At 48.3% G+C, this 14239-nt stretch carries 14 protein-coding genes; 5 read left to right on the forward strand and 9 right to left on the reverse strand.

The window, feature by feature from the left end:
- Positions 1 to 18 precede the first annotated feature (18 nt).
- The 4 genes from B9G79_RS07195 (at position 19) to B9G79_RS07210 (ending at position 6507) form a co-directional block, all read left to right on the forward strand.
- Complete coding sequence (locus tag B9G79_RS07195) at positions 19 to 489, forward strand: hypothetical protein (RefSeq protein ID WP_088564914.1); 471 nt, start codon at positions 19 to 21, stop codon at positions 487 to 489.
- Between the two features lie 100 nt (positions 490 to 589).
- The gene (locus tag B9G79_RS07200) at positions 590 to 2518 is read left to right on the forward strand and encodes a response regulator (protein ID WP_088564915.1); all 1929 of its coding nucleotides are present in this window, start codon (positions 590 to 592) and stop codon (positions 2516 to 2518) included.
- A gap of 537 nt (positions 2519 to 3055) precedes the next feature.
- Positions 3056 to 5797, forward strand: a complete 2742-nt coding sequence (locus tag B9G79_RS07205; protein ID WP_088564916.1) for a PKD domain-containing protein — start codon at positions 3056 to 3058, stop codon at positions 5795 to 5797.
- Entirely contained in the window at positions 5794 to 6507 is a 714-nt protein-coding gene (locus B9G79_RS07210) for a hypothetical protein (protein ID WP_088564917.1), read from the forward strand. Before B9G79_RS07205 ends, B9G79_RS07210 begins: the two co-directional genes overlap by 4 nt.
- 318 nt (positions 6508 to 6825) lie before the next feature.
- On the opposite strand, the gene B9G79_RS07220 is transcribed toward B9G79_RS07210, so the two are convergent.
- The 3 genes from B9G79_RS07220 to B9G79_RS07230 form a co-directional block, all read right to left on the reverse strand.
- Positions 6826 to 7284 (reverse strand): hypothetical protein, encoded by a 459-nt coding sequence (locus B9G79_RS07220; protein WP_088564919.1) that lies wholly within the window; start codon positions 7282 to 7284, stop codon positions 6826 to 6828.
- On the reverse strand, positions 7281 to 8084 hold the full coding sequence (locus B9G79_RS07225) for an RHS repeat domain-containing protein (protein ID WP_088564920.1): 804 nt from the start codon (positions 8082 to 8084) through the stop codon (positions 7281 to 7283). Before B9G79_RS07225 ends, B9G79_RS07220 begins: the two co-directional genes overlap by 4 nt.
- Positions 8085 to 8187: 103 nt before the next feature.
- Positions 8188 to 8649, reverse strand: a complete 462-nt coding sequence (locus B9G79_RS07230; protein ID WP_157678753.1) for a hypothetical protein — start codon at positions 8647 to 8649, stop codon at positions 8188 to 8190.
- Positions 8650 to 9420: 771 nt separating this feature from the next.
- Here B9G79_RS07230 and B9G79_RS18150 point away from each other — a divergent pair.
- Positions 9421 to 9597 carry a hypothetical protein gene (locus B9G79_RS18150; RefSeq protein ID WP_157678757.1) on the forward strand — a complete coding sequence of 59 codons (177 nt, stop codon included), beginning with the start codon at positions 9421 to 9423 and terminating at the stop codon, positions 9595 to 9597.
- 14 nt (positions 9598 to 9611) lie between these two features.
- Here B9G79_RS18150 and B9G79_RS07240 read toward each other — a convergent pair whose 3' ends face one another.
- The 6 genes from B9G79_RS07240 to B9G79_RS07265 all read right to left on the reverse strand — a co-directional run bounded on the left by B9G79_RS07240 (position 9612) and on the right by B9G79_RS07265 (position 14203).
- Positions 9612 to 10004, reverse strand: a complete 393-nt coding sequence (locus B9G79_RS07240) for a hypothetical protein (protein WP_088564923.1) — start codon at positions 10002 to 10004, stop codon at positions 9612 to 9614.
- 141 nt (positions 10005 to 10145) lie between these two features.
- Entirely contained in the window at positions 10146 to 10688 is a 543-nt protein-coding gene (locus B9G79_RS07245; protein WP_088564924.1) for a GNAT family N-acetyltransferase, read from the reverse strand.
- On the reverse strand, positions 10689 to 10919 hold the full coding sequence (locus B9G79_RS07250) for a hypothetical protein (protein ID WP_088564925.1): 231 nt from the start codon (positions 10917 to 10919) through the stop codon (positions 10689 to 10691).
- A gap of 150 nt (positions 10920 to 11069) precedes the next feature.
- Entirely contained in the window at positions 11070 to 11801 is a 732-nt protein-coding gene (locus tag B9G79_RS07255) for an SGNH/GDSL hydrolase family protein (RefSeq protein ID WP_088564926.1), read from the reverse strand.
- 18 nt (positions 11802 to 11819) lie between these two features.
- On the reverse strand, positions 11820 to 13598 hold the full coding sequence (locus B9G79_RS07260; protein ID WP_088564927.1) for a hypothetical protein: 1779 nt from the start codon (positions 13596 to 13598) through the stop codon (positions 11820 to 11822).
- Positions 13598 to 14203: an ATP/GTP-binding protein gene (locus tag B9G79_RS07265; protein ID WP_011164811.1), complete on the reverse strand. Its 606-nt coding sequence runs from the start codon at positions 14201 to 14203 to the stop codon at positions 13598 to 13600. The genes B9G79_RS07260 and B9G79_RS07265 overlap by 1 nt, the downstream gene beginning before the upstream one ends.
- Positions 14204 to 14239: the final 36 nt, after the last annotated feature.

A 14239-nucleotide genomic window follows, 5' to 3' on the forward strand; every position in this document is an offset into this window, starting at 1 on the left:
AACGAGGAGATTGGAACTATGGGTAAACTCGATGTGAAAATGAACAAAGCCGCAGATAAGCTGACTGTCCAAATGGCAGGCACTATTGATGAGGACGTTGATTTTTCTCAGTTCAGCCTTGGCGGCAATCCACAGATTGAGGTGGAGCTGAGCGGACTGAAGAGCATCAACTCCTGCGGTATCCGTGAATGGATCAAATGGATGGGCACAGCGGGCCCGGCGCAAATCAGCTTCAGCAACTGCCCGAAGGTGATCGTGGATCAGATCAACATGGTTGATGGCTTCCTGCCAGCTTCCGGCAAAGTGAACTCATTCTTTGTCCCTTACTACAATGATGATTCCGGCTCTGAAAAGAACGTCCTGTTCCGTTATGGGACGGAGTTCAGTGAAGGCAGTGTGAATCCTCCTGCATCCGTCAAAGATGATGAGGGTAACGAGATGGAAATGGACGTCATCGAATCAAAGTATTTCAAGTTCTTAAAGAAATAGTCCATCGACAAAGGTCCAGTTCTTAAGGCGGGTGCTGTATTACAGCCCCGCTTTTTGCTTTTATCCTAAATGGAAGGGCCTTTAGAGCCGACAAGGAAGCGTGGAATCAGGCAAATCTAAGATCTTGATATTGGAAGACGACGAGTCCGTCAGATCGGCCTTAAAAGAAATTTTAAGCCGCGCTGGCCATTCCGTCTTTGTCGCGTCCCGCCCGGACGAGGCCAATAGCATTCTTGCCAGCAATTCCAACATCGAATTCCTGTTCTGTGACTGCTTGCTGCCACAGATGACGGGCCTTGATTTCATCAAACAAGCCCGCGCCAATTATCCCTCTGCCAAATTCAAAGTCGTTCTGATGAGCGGTATTTATACCGACAAGTCCTTCATTCAGGAAGCGACTCAAAGCACCCAGGCCGTGGCTTTCATGAAAAAGCCCTTCGATATGGAGCAGGTGCTGAAGATCGTTAAAAAAGAAGAAGCTCCACGCCGCGAGGAATCCAGCGCGCGCAAGCTGCTGTATCAGATGTTCGCCAACCCCACAGTGACCAACCGCCAGAAAAGAAAGGTGATTGAGTCCATTGAAGAGGTGAGCGGCTTTGACTTGCCATTCCTGTATTCACTGCTGGTTGAAACCAAGAGCGGTGGTTATTTGAATATCTATAATGCCGACGGTTCTGTGTCCGGTATCTCGTTCTGTAACGGGAATATCGTGGGCGTGGATGTGGATGATAAAACCACCTTCCTGGGCGAGATGCTGATCCAGAGTGGTTATGCGACTCCGCAAGACGTGCAGGAAGCTCTGCGTGTCAAAAACAACCGCCGCATTGGTGACTATCTGATTCAGAACAATCAGCTAAGCCCCCATGCCTTTGATCTGATCCTGATGGAGCAAATGAACATCCGTCTGGTGCGCACGATTGTTGATCAGAAGATCCGCGTGAACTTTGCGTCTGCGGAAGTTGAGATGAGCAATCCAAGTATCGATGCTGACAGTCTGTCTTATTATCTGCATGACTGGATTGCCTCTAAAATCTCTATTAACTGGCTGAAGTCTTTGTATGTGATGTGGTCCGGTAACATCATCGTGAAAAGTCCGACTTTCCGCGATGACCATCCGGCCTTGAGTATGTCTCTGGTCAAATCCCTGGAAGGTCTGACCGTGAAGCTGAACAACCAGATCACACTGACGCAGCTTCTGGATATCAAAGGCTACAGCGAAGTGGCGGTCTATAAGGCCATTCACTTCCTTTTGACCAAAGGTCTGATTGTCTTTGCCCAGCGTGCGGCCTTTGCAAATCCGGCTGAGCAATTAAAAGTCATCAAGAAGATCGCGGCCGAACTGGAAAACAAGAACTCTTACGAAATCGTTGCTTACATGGAAACGGGGACCGGTGGTGGTTCTGCCGAATCCATGTTGTCAGACTTTATGACGTTGCTGGGAGATGAGCCGACCGACACCGCTTCGGAAGTGTACACCCAGTGGCACAAGGTGCAGAAACTGGCTGAAGAGGCCATGAATGCATCCAAAGACACCAATAAAATTGATCAGATCCGCCAGGCAACGCAAAGAAATGAAGCTGAAGCCAAGCTTCGCGCCAATTCCTTGATGGAAGAAGTCAAAAAAGCCCTGCAGTACACCCAGTTCGCGAAAGCACTGGAACTGCTGGCCGAGGTTGCCAAGCTGAATCCGCAAACCCAGCAGCTGCACTTGTACAGCTCTTGGGCGAAGCTGGGTTCTGTTGACGTGGCCAAAAAGAACTTTGTCCTGAAAGAAGTGGAACTGGAGTTGATGCAGGTTCCGCCGGATGAGCGCTATGACACGCTTTTCCCGTTTGTGATTGGTCTGTTCAATAAAACCAAAGGCGATATGGTGGCCGCACGCAAATCCTTCGAGAAGAGCGTGGCACTGGATCCTTCCTTCATTCCTGCACGTCGGGAAATCTCTGTCTTGGCGGCTGCTAATAAAAAGCAGGACGTCTTTAACGTCGACCTTAAACAGGTTGTTTCGGGCTTCTTTAAGAAAAAATAGTATTGGTCTTTGCACGGGGATCGCCGGTGGGTAAGGGCTTGGTAAGCCCTGCCGCTACAGCGGGCACGCGTCCGTGCTCAATCGCCGCCGGGGCTTTGCCCCGGTTCGCGCATCCATGCGCCGGCGAAGGCCCGCCTTCGGGCAGAGCTTACCAAGCCCTTACCCACCGACGATTGTGCTTGCCACAAATATTTCCTCTTAAAGAATCCCGAAACAACTGAGGTCTCTGTATGTGGGTGCCTTCATTGTTGGTCAATAAGGTGTGATTTGGTTTTGTGACATGTATGAAATGGGGCCCAGTGATGCTTTTGGAAGGATTTGTGGTGGCGGGTTTCGTCATTGAAAGATGTATTGGGATTAAAGCTTTTCTCTGAGGGGAATGATCAAAGATTTTACAGAAAAAGGAACATTCAAAAAATGTTCTTTAAAGTGTCTAAAGCGTTGATAAGACGCTAAATCAATATGACTCGAATGTTGTAAAAGTATGGAGATTTTAGTTGCGGCTTGTAAACATGAACGTAAGCAAGGAGTCGCACGATGAACTACGGAAGAGTCTTACTGCCCCTGAGTTTAATCGTTCTAGCAGGATGTCAGAAAAGCGCTTTGAGTGAAGGTTCAGCAGATACTATGGAGGCGGCAAGTTACTGTGCCGGTCAGCTTTCCAAAGCTTCCTCTGAAGAAGTTCGCATCGTGGGTAAATCAGCTACAGAGGCAGGAAGCACTGTTAGCTACTCCTTGGATCAGGCCGGGAACTGTGTCAGCAGTTCTGATGTCACATGGAAGGTGGCAGGGGCCAGTCGCACTAAAACGTCAGCGTCCGGGATGACGTCGACATTTAAAGTGGCCGGGACCTATGTGGTGACTGCGCAGGAGAAAACTTCTGGTTCTGAAGAGATCTCTTTGTCTTTGGTGACGACGGTGGTTAAGGAAGATCTTAAGATCTCGGGTCCACAAGCCGGTTTTGTCTTTAATCCTATGAGTTTTGAGGTTGTGATTCCTTCCGGTGTGGATGCTCAGTCCATCGTTTGGAATTTTAATGATGGCACTGCGACTGTCAGCAACGCCAGAACTGTTGAACACTCCTTCTTTAATGTGGGGACATACCAGGTTCAGGCGACTGTGACTGATGCTGATGGCAAGGTTACGGTTGTCAGCCATCGAGTGACCGTGATGACGGTGATTGATGATATGGACTGCCTGGAGGACTTGCGTATTTCCGGGGCTAATGAGGCTAAAGTGAAGATCGCTACTGCGATGCACGTTTATCTTCCGCCTTGTCTGGTTAGCAAGGTCGGTGCCGTTCGCTGGAACTTCGGTGACGGAGGTACAGCGGCCAATCAGTCTGTGACTCATGCTTATCAGGCAGTGGGAACTTATCCTGTAACTGCGACCCTTTATTTGGGTGACAATCAGGAGCCTTGGGTGACTTTGGATCATTCGATCCGTGTGATCGAGGATCTGGATGTTGATCCGGAACCAGAAGTTCCTGTGGATCCAAATGCTTGTACCGTTGCGGGTGCAACCCGTGAATCCAAAGGTGAACTGGTTTCTGAAGAAGTGGCCTGCGGTGTGAACGGTAAAAAGACTGTTTCTTACCGTGACCGTGTGGTTGAAGAATGTAAGCTTGTCGTAGAAAAACTGAACTGGGTGGAAGTGTCTCGCACGAAAGAAATTACCAACGAAGGTTCTTGTGAAGGTCAGTCTTGTAAATTGCCTGATGGCAGTCTGCTGGCACACGGGGCTTCCCAGGTTCTATATTCCAGTTCGACTCCAGTGGGTTCTTGTTCCAGCGTGAGTGAGTCCCGTACTTGTAATAACGGTGTATTGTCCGGTTCCAGCACGCACAACCAGGTGACTTGTCACGAGGGTTGCGGCAGCTTCGGTTCCCATGGCACTGTAAAAACGGGTGTGATCACCGGTGAAACGAAAGTTCCATTGAAATGTTCTTTCAATGAAGAAGGTTTCTTTGACCTTTATAATGAAATCTCGGACCAGACTTGTACTGACGGTCAGATCATCAGCTCTAACACTCGTCAGGGCACGATGAAAGAAGCAGGAAAATGTCCGGTTTACAAATTTGCTCCTACGGACAGCTTCACGGCTTGTACCGCGGATTGCGGCGGCAAACAAAACCGTATCTTTGTCTGTGTGGACGATAAGGGTGTGACTGTTGATGACAGCCGTTGTGCGGACCAGGTGAAACCAGTGGAAGAGCGTCTGTGTGATGCCAACCCTGAAGCGGTTCGCAGCCAGTCCTCTGTAACGACAATCGAAGAGGCCAATTCATCTGCGACATGTCCGGCGAACCAAATTGGTGTGATCGTCAAAACCCGCGAGGTTGTGACGACTAAAACCATGGCTTGTATCGATCACTCTGTTCAGTTGGAAAGCGAAGTGGCGGTTCCAGGTGCTTGGGTTGAGGAAAAGTATTGCCGTGACTACGTAGCGCGTCGTTGTTCTCATGACAGCTTGAGCAACACTGAAGCCAAAGGTCGCTACGACTGGATGGTGAAATGTCAGGACGAGCTGCCAGTGATCAAGGAATTCCTGACCAACTTTGCCAACGTGACAGTGACTGTCGGCGGTAAAAAAGTGGGTCTGGGTTCTGCCGGTCAGGAAATCTATGCGACCTTCATGGATCGTGCATACAATCCTGAAAAAGCATGGATCGCTCCGAAGAAAGCCAATGCTCCATGTACAATGCCTGCGACGGCTTACGTGGCTACAGTATGCGTGTCTTCATGTGCGACTCCAGAACAGCAGATTCTGGCTGAAGAGGTCGTAAGCAAGAAGCTGAAATACATGTCCTTCTTTGATGCTCTGACTTCACAGTCCGCTTATGTGGGTACAATGCAGTCCGCGGATTCTTTGAACAAGAATGCGGTTGTGAAAACCAAAGTGGATCAGTGGGTGACCGAGCTGGTGGACGGCGACCACGAGATCCTGGTGTTCAAAATGAAGTCCGGCCGTGAACTGCGTGTGACGAAAAATCACCCGATCCTGAGTCAGGACGGCTCCATGAAAGTGGCTGAAGAGTTCAAAGTCGGAGAGTCCTTGGTTCAAAGTGGTGGAACACTGGATGCGATTGTCTCCATCAACGAGATCAAGTACTTCGGTAAGGTGTACAACGTGTTTGTTCAGTCCAATGCACCTCACAAAAACGTGGTTCTGATCAACGGTTACCTGAACGGATCTGCATTCTTCCAGAATGCCGGTGCGAAGGAAATGAACAGAACGATCTTCCGTAACAACATGACCCGTGGAGTGTTTGGCAAATGAGAATCAGAACACTAGTAATGCTATCCGGTGCAATAACAGTCCTGGGTGTGGGTTTGACCGTGATGAGTGAAAAGAGCAAGCCTGAGACGGAGTCCCAAGCGGCCCCGAGTCAGGAAGCTCCGGCGGCAAACCCCGTTGAATCTGAAAAAGAGACCGCCATCGCAGCAGGGACGAAACCTGCTGCGATGGACGTGATTAAATCTTCGCAGCCAATGCCCGTGGTGTTTAAGGAATTCAAGCAGGCCCGTGACCTTAAAAAGTACGCGGACCTGAGCCACAAGGCCCTGTTGCTGGAACCTGACAAGATCGTCAAACGGCGTTTGTTGAAAGATGAAGACTTTCTGAAAAGTCTGGAAGCTTTGTTGAAAACCGCACCCAATGATGAAGAATCCCAGCAGATGCAAAATTCGGCTTTGGATTTTGTGTTTGAAGCCCTCAATACTGATATGAAATCCGCTGCGATAGAAGTTTTAAAGGGTGTGGTCGCTGATGCCACGGTGGAAAACAGTGCTGTGAATGAAATGGATCGCAAAGTGCTGGCAGGGGTGAAGGCAGAAGCTCTTCATAACTGGGCGGCCGCAGATCCGTCAGCGGAATCCAGTATCAACAGTCTTCTTCCAGGCCCGGTCAGTCAAAAGATCTGGGCGAACGTGAAACACCAGCAGGAAAGCAACCTGGGTGAATCTGCGATGCTTCAGGCGGGGCAGTAGGGATAAGATCTATTAGGCCAGAAGTAGAAGCTTGCATTCATTCTTGTCTCTCAGCATCGCTTTAAAGATCCAAGAAAGCCCCGCCATTGAGTTCAAAGTTTCTCTTTGGAGGGAAAACCCAAAAGCCGTTTTCAAAAACTCAACGAATAATGCCTCCAGATGCAAATTAGAGGTGGCACCCGGGACAGGAACTTTAGAATCAGAAAACTGCAAATTTCGAGGATTCTTAGATCAAGAACGGCCTTCAATCGGCCGTTTCTTGATCCACTTATCTATCAAAGGTGCTCTAAGACCGCCAACTTCAAGACTCTTCTAGAACTAAAAGCAGTACCTTATTTTCTTTTCAGTTTCTTTTTCTTTAATCTTTTTCTCCTCTGAAACGACTCTCACTGCATCCTTGAACTTCATAACGAGAGCTTTTTTGGTGTTCTGCTTGAGTTGCCTGCATGCACCGTTAATTTCCTTAGGATAATGTAAAATGATTTCCTTAAGTTGCTGAACCAACTCTTCACTAGCGCTTTGTTCTAGATACGAGAGTCCTACCAGATATGGTCTCAAGCACTTTTGACAATTTTTCTTTGCCAAAAGACCACGCATCTTATCCACAGCAGGAATGAATTCATTCTCGTTGAATGCCTCTGTCTCCTCGCGATACTTCATTGTATCGCTTTTAAATTTCTCATAGATGCCATGACTTTTATCGAAAACAGCCATAACGTTTTGTTCCGGTGATGCAGCACTAGCAAAAAAACTCAATAAAAATGTTAGGATAATCATCTAACCTCCAAGGCAATCCAAGGTGTCATCGGTTGTCCATAGATGCCTCTGAGCATTTCACCCAAAGCATCAGCAGAACCATTAGTACAATTTACTCCAATACAGCCTAAAGTTCCAGGTGTTCCTCCATCAGGGTGAATTCTCAAATCGGTTCTATTTGTCGGGAACTGTGGATGTAAGTTTAGAGAGTAACCGTTTGATCCAGGACAAGCATAGCTTCCCGATCTATTGTCTCTGAAGTCACCTACTGAATAGTTTCCTTTAGGCAGACCTCCGTTACCCCACGGCCCCGAAGTCGCAGACCCTTCATACAGAAGTCCGCCGTTGTCGTCGAAAAAGGACAGAGTACCATTCTGGAAAACAAATTTTTTCTTCAGTCCACTTGGATCAATGAAATTCACGGGATCATTTTGCACGTACCCAAACAAATTCGTATCCCCGCCTTTAAACAAGATCGGATCTTTGCTTGTCCATCGCCCTGTTTCCGGATCATAGTCTCTGGCGCCGAATCTTACAAGTGGCGTGTTGCGGTCATAGAACCCACCGGCGAAGCCATGCGGAGATATTTGATTGTAGTTTTCAAGAATTTGTCCAAATTCATCGTGGTCCATTCTGGATATGATTGCTCCGTCAGAGAGTCGAATGGTTAGGCGAGGGGATCCCAGATGATCGGAAATCACGCGATAAAGCTGATTTCCAGTAGCGATGATATCCGGGGTGTTCGGTTTGGATGCATAGACAAATCTGTTGACGAGGGCTCCTTGTGCATTGAGCTCACCGGCAACCCTATATTGGTCCATATAGATCCATCTTCTTGAGATGTTGCCATTAAAGACCTCGCCAGCATCCTGAATCTCTCATCCTCCAGAAGACACTTCGTTGGCATAGAATGTCAAAAAAATTTTAAATGGGGGCCGCATACAGGAGGCATACATTCACACCTTTTTGCTCAATCACTTTTGCGTAAGGTGCAACCCCGGCGTCTTTGGTCAAGGCACTTGGTTGAAATGGCACTGTTCCCATTTGACCTAATTGAATCGTAGCGCCTTCTCTGTAGGCGTCTAACAGCATATTTTGGCAGGCCGCGACGTCTGCCAAGGGATAGGTCTTTTTATCACTGTCTGTCCAAGGCAGGGCTTGGTGAAGCCAGCGGTGCGACGATGAGGGCCAATTGTGAAATTCAAAGACGAACCTTTTGAATTCGCTTTTTGATATAAATCCATTTTCTTGGACCCACTCTAGTTCGAAAACGACTTGAGCGCGTTCATTGAATATAAATTTCGTTATCTTAGCTTCAGACCAATCTCCACCTGCAGAAGCCGTTGATCCAAATCCTAATGCAAGCAGTACAAGCACTTTTCTCATTTTATACCTTTCTGCCATCCAGCTAAATAGCTTGGAACCATCTAGTTCCCATTTGATGGGACTACCAAGGTATTGCCTCCCATCTCGTTCGTCAGCAACTGGTTTAAGTTATATATGCTCCCAGCGTTATTTTCAGATCGTCGAGCTGTGATACATCCATTCGATGTGTTTCCGGGAATGTGGAAGTTAAAGCCGCCCCTCCCTAGACCGAATTTATATAGGCCTCTTGAAACTGTTCCTGGATCAAGGAACCATGTTCCATATTGAGAGTCTGGCAATTTTACAATATTATATGTGCCAGAGGGGATTGCACCGTTTGTCATATTTTGAGGCTCGGAGCTAGTAAAAGCGTTGACGGTAATTGTGGTCTTGCCATCGTTACTTGTGCAAGAGAGTAGCCCTCCGCTGAAGATACACTTTGCAAGGCCCATTGGATCTACTCAATTCACAGGATCATTGGCAACATACCCATACAAATTTGTATCCCCACTTTGAGATCCAAAATCTTCGTACTTCTCCAATTTCAATTTAAGTGGTTGTGATATGAAAATTTACCTCGCTGCTATGAAATATTATCTAATTTGTTCAAATTTTTTGGCAACAATTTGGCACGCATCGAGACTCTCTCGTGGCATTTTGTATAAACGTATCATCGTCATTTTATCTGCCGCATTGTCGTGTCAACAAAATGCGGCAAAGGCCTTGAGTAGATCGTGCCAGCGATTCAAATTTTATTGAATTTTTTGGCACGATCTAGGCGCGGAATCCCAGATGATCGGAAATCACGCGATAAAGCTGATTTCCAGTAGCGATGATATCCGGGGTGTTCGGTTTGGATGCAAAGAAAACAAATTGTCTTTGCAGTCTCTTGGCACCGCCAAGGTCACCGGAAAGCCGGGTGTGGTTCTGGTTGATCCTGTGGTGGTCACTGCTGTCGAAAAAAACTGAAGCAAATTTAGTAATTATCGATAGGTCTCAGTATAGCAAGACTCAACTTCGGCAACCCCATTGGAGTTATAATAGGGCTCATCCGCGAGCTTGGCATCCAAGGTCCCGTTGTGACTCCAAGTGCCGCGCCCTTCTTTGTAGATGTTGTTGAAATCAAGTTTGATCACACCGGTGTTTTTCAAAGTGATCATTAAAGTGCCCGGGCCTTCTTCTTTTTTGATGATAGTATCTTCACCAATCGGGCGTCCCATGCTGGAGGCCATTTCCCAAAGATCCACGATATTTTGTCCCTCATAGACCTTGAAAGTATAGCTTTGTCCAATGGAGCAAATAAGAACATTGACCTTGGCCAATGCGACATCCGCGAACATTAAAGAGAGGATTAAAACACCGGAAGCTGCCTTCATATTAAAGCCCTTTCGTAGGGCCTAAGGAATACAAGAAGAGGCTTCAAATAGCGAGATCAATCGGCCAAAATTGACAGTGTCTAAAGTCTGGACAGTAGAATCTTCATAGAGATATTTGGAAGCTGGTCGACTCAGCTATTGTTAAAGTTTAGCACCTTCCAAAGTAGCGCTAAATATTCTAAAATGATCAGTCTCCGACTGCAAAGTCATCCCCAGCTTTTGCGCCACATTTTGTGATCGGATATTTTGGTTGTTGGTTCTGATAATAGCCTGTCTCCAGCCTCTAGCGGCCATGGCTTTTATCAGAAGCAGCAGGCTTTCTTGGACCAATCCCTTTCCTTCATATTCAGAATCCACCCAATATCCGAATTCAAAGCTGCGGTTCTGATAGTTCAGCGAATGAATGGAGATGGCCCCAGCAAAAGTCTCATCTTTGAATATCTGAAAGTGATAAGCATGGCCTGCTGCCCACTGTATATCTGTTTTTAGCGAAAAGTTCAGCTGGTCTTCCAAGGTGTTAATGTGGATCGGCCAGTTTAGGAACTCTTGCAGTCTTTCTTTTTGTGACTGCACTTTTTTAAATACAACCTCAGCATGCCGTGCTTCTTGCTTGCGAACAGAAACTCCGGAATTACCGAAGAAGATGTCCGCTGGCGCTATGGGGTTGAACTCTGCCGAGTTCATTTAGTACCAAGCATGTTCACGCGGGGAATAGAAGTGTTTGCGGGATTCTGGAATCTTTTCGGACTCTTTTTCTTCGATGCGTTTGTCGTCGTGGGCATCGGCCTGGCTCCAGGAATTGGCGGCAAGCTTCTGGCTTTGTTCAAGCTTGTTACTTAGTTCCAAGTCAGAAGCGTGGGCGTTGGAAGCCATTAGAAGACCGATAAATGCGTAAAAGATTGCTTTGGATTTCATGTTTCCTCCTCAGGAAAGTATTTGTTGTGAGGAGGGTATTGCGCGGTCCGTGCCGCCGGATTTTAGGGTTATAAGCCGCTTATATTCGATCTGGCCTCCGTATTGTCCGGGGAGGGATTCTAAAATCTAGGATATCGGATGAAAGGGACCTTACTTGGTGCCGGTCTTTTTTTGAGCTTCTGCAGCCTTCGGGGCTGCCGCTTTGGCTGGGGGATTGATCTTCAGTTTGCCGATCTCTTTCGCCACTGACTCGCCCCAAGCCGCTGAATCTTTCGGGCCATAGTGAATGCCGTCGGATTTGCCGCCGGGATATTTGGTCAGCTTGGTGGAATCAATGAACTGACAGTTGTTGGCGTCAGCCCAGGACTTTAATTCCTTCACGCCCAGTTCTAGATTTTTCTTGAACGGATCTTTTCTCAAGTCTGGAGGTCCCACCCAGATGCACGCAGAACCTGCGGCATTGATCTGCTTCATCATCTTTTCAACGTGGGCTTTTTCGCTTTTGATGTTGGCAGGGCTTGCCAGGAAGTTTGTTCCCAGGGTGATCACCGTCAGATCCGGTTTTGTCGCAGTAAGCTCTTCACTGAAAGAAGGCAGCTTGTGACTGGTCACGCGGGTTTCTTGACCTTTGGCGTTCTTTTTCCAGAAACCACAGTTGGTGCTTTTAAAGTTTTCAGAGCTGGTGGTCCATGTGGATGGGGATGAGCCACAGCTGGATAAAGATGTGACCTGGGTGGCGCCCTTTCTGAAGTGCGCATCCAGCACCGAGCCGTAACGGCCGTAAGCGTGGGAATCCCCCAACAACAAAACGCGCGAAGGACCTTCGGCAAACGCCGATGAGAATGAAAGCCAAACTGTCAAAGTCAAAAGTGTGCTTTTCATAAGGTCCTTCGTCAGAAATTAAAACTTCCAGTAAAGGCTGGTGGACAGGCCGATTTGCATGTCTTCTTTGGTTGCGGAGGGGTCGAACTTATAATCCGACAAATCAACGCCATAGCGCCAGTACCATTGGTTAGAGAACTGCAAGTATGCTTGTGCTTTCAGGTTGTACGCCGACTTCACTTTGAAGTCGCTTCCAGAAGAACCTGCATAGTACTGCAGCTTGTATTCCGACCAATCCATGAACGGGCGTAACCAGCGGCCTGGCTTTTTGATGATATAAGCCCCCAGCCCGTAAGCCGTGGCACTGGAGCTTTCGCCGGCCACCATTTGCAGTGGTACTGTAAGACCCCAAGTGGCATCCACAAGGTTAAAGCCTTCCTCAGCGCGCCACATCAGTTCTACCGTGGTCAGATCGACCTTGGCGGTATCATCGTTTTCGGTCAGGTGCTGCTGGCGTTCAATCGACAATCCCCAGTGGAATCGGGTCCAGTCTGAGTTCATCCACAGGAAGTTTTCAATCCACCACTGGAACTCAATAGTCCCAAATGCAATGCCTGACGGAGTCTGATAGCGCGCCCCCAGACCCAGTCCAAACGGCTGCCCGCGGAAGACGTCGTTACCGGCAACAAACGTGTGGCTGTCCGCTGTGACCGCCAGATAACGACGGTTTTCTACGCCTGCCGGGATGTCATCAATGGTCCATGCGAATTGGTTTTTCTTGGTGCCTTCCAGTCTTGCGGCCTTGTCGGAATCAAGTACTTTCACCGTGACACCCTCTGGTGCCACACCCGCAAAGCTTAAAGATGAAGAATAAGTGCGCACGGCAGAACGGTTGGAAAGATAAGGACGGTTCTTTTCGCGTGGCAGTTGACCACGGATATAGAATTCCTGGCGCATCGGGATGTCGCCATCACCTTTTAAGTAAAGCACCGGACGGGACTTCGGCAAAGAGATCTGCCAGTCTGTCGCAGAAAGTTTTTTCACTTTCTTGGCATCCACAGGCTCAGCCCCGGAAGCTGTCAGAATCAGATTTTCACCGTCATCAGACACAACCACGTCTTTGAAGTCGACGTCTTTTTTACGGGTTTCAATTTCCAGGAAGGCGCCAGAGCGGGTGGCCGCTTTAAATGCCACGTTTTCACTGCGGTCGTTCAGATAGATGATCCCTTGATTTCCGACCACCTTGCCGTTGATCTCAATCTGTGAGGCCTTCTTGGTGCTGGTGCGGGCTTTCACCGCCATCTGACCTTGCTGGGAACTGAGGTAAAGTTCGTTCGAGCAAAGATACAACCGAGTCTCTTCACTTTCACGGTAAATACAGAATGTCATGAACGGCAAATATTTCATGTCGTCGACAAGGCTGTTTTCGATTTCTTCCACCACGAATTCCGCTTTTTCCGAACGAAGGTCCCCATCTTCGGCAGGCAGGGTGTCGGTGGTGACTTTGACGTTGTTCTTGTCCAGAACAGCGTTGAAGATGGCTTTGCCGGAATTGTTTTTCACTGCCAGCTCGCCATCTTTGATCAGTCCCGCCGGCCAAGAGAAGCGAATACGGTAGGAGCCTTTTTTAGACGGGGATGGTTCCACCTGGAAAGTGACTTCGGTGGTGTCAATCAGGATGTCGCCGACTTTCAGACGGTTTTCATCCATCAGGGTGTATTCAAAGCGCTGAGGCAGAACCTGCAGATTGTTTTTGTCGGCCTGAAAGTACATGGGCTTCAGGCGGCTTGTGCGGGTTTGTGCCGCCACAGGCAGGGCGATCGAAAGACTTAACAATGCAAGCAGGGCGGATTTCATTACAGTAGCTCCTTCTTGATTTCTTCAGCGCTTTTATGGGCCATGATGGCTTTGATCACTGCCAGGGATGTTGTCATCTTGGAAAGGAAGTCGGCGTTGTGAGTGATCACCACACGGCGGGGATGTCCGTCCCAGGCATTTTTAATACGGTCATTCAGGTCCCAGGCCTCCTGATAGGTTTCAGTGCGGATGGGATTGGAACTGTCATAGTCATCAGCTGCGGCGGTATCCAGATGAATGACCCAGTCATAGCGGGCCAGTTCTTTTTCTTTGGTAGTGTTCATGCTGGTGAAGAAATCACTGCCCAAAGATGTCGGCCAGTAAGCAGCGCTGTCCAAGGAGCCGCGGTCACAGACGATCAGACTTTTTTGACTGACGTAAGAAATCATCGCCTCCAGTTCAAACTGAGTCGCATAGATCGCTTTTTGTGCATGCACTACAGTCTGCGGATCTTTGTAGCGTGGGAAACCTCCGCGATACAAAATACTGGCCGCTTCCGGCACGATGGCACAGCGCTGGCCCAGCTCTTTTTTCAGAGCTTCGATAAGTGTGGTTTTTCCCCCTGACGGGCCTCCGGTGATCGCGACTTTGACGTATGAATTCATACCTCTATGGTCCCTAATAAACGGTCCTCAGGTCAA

It is taken from the genome of Bdellovibrio bacteriovorus, assembly GCF_002208115.1.
Lineage (GTDB): Bacteria > Bdellovibrionota > Bdellovibrionia > Bdellovibrionales > Bdellovibrionaceae > Bdellovibrio > Bdellovibrio bacteriovorus_C.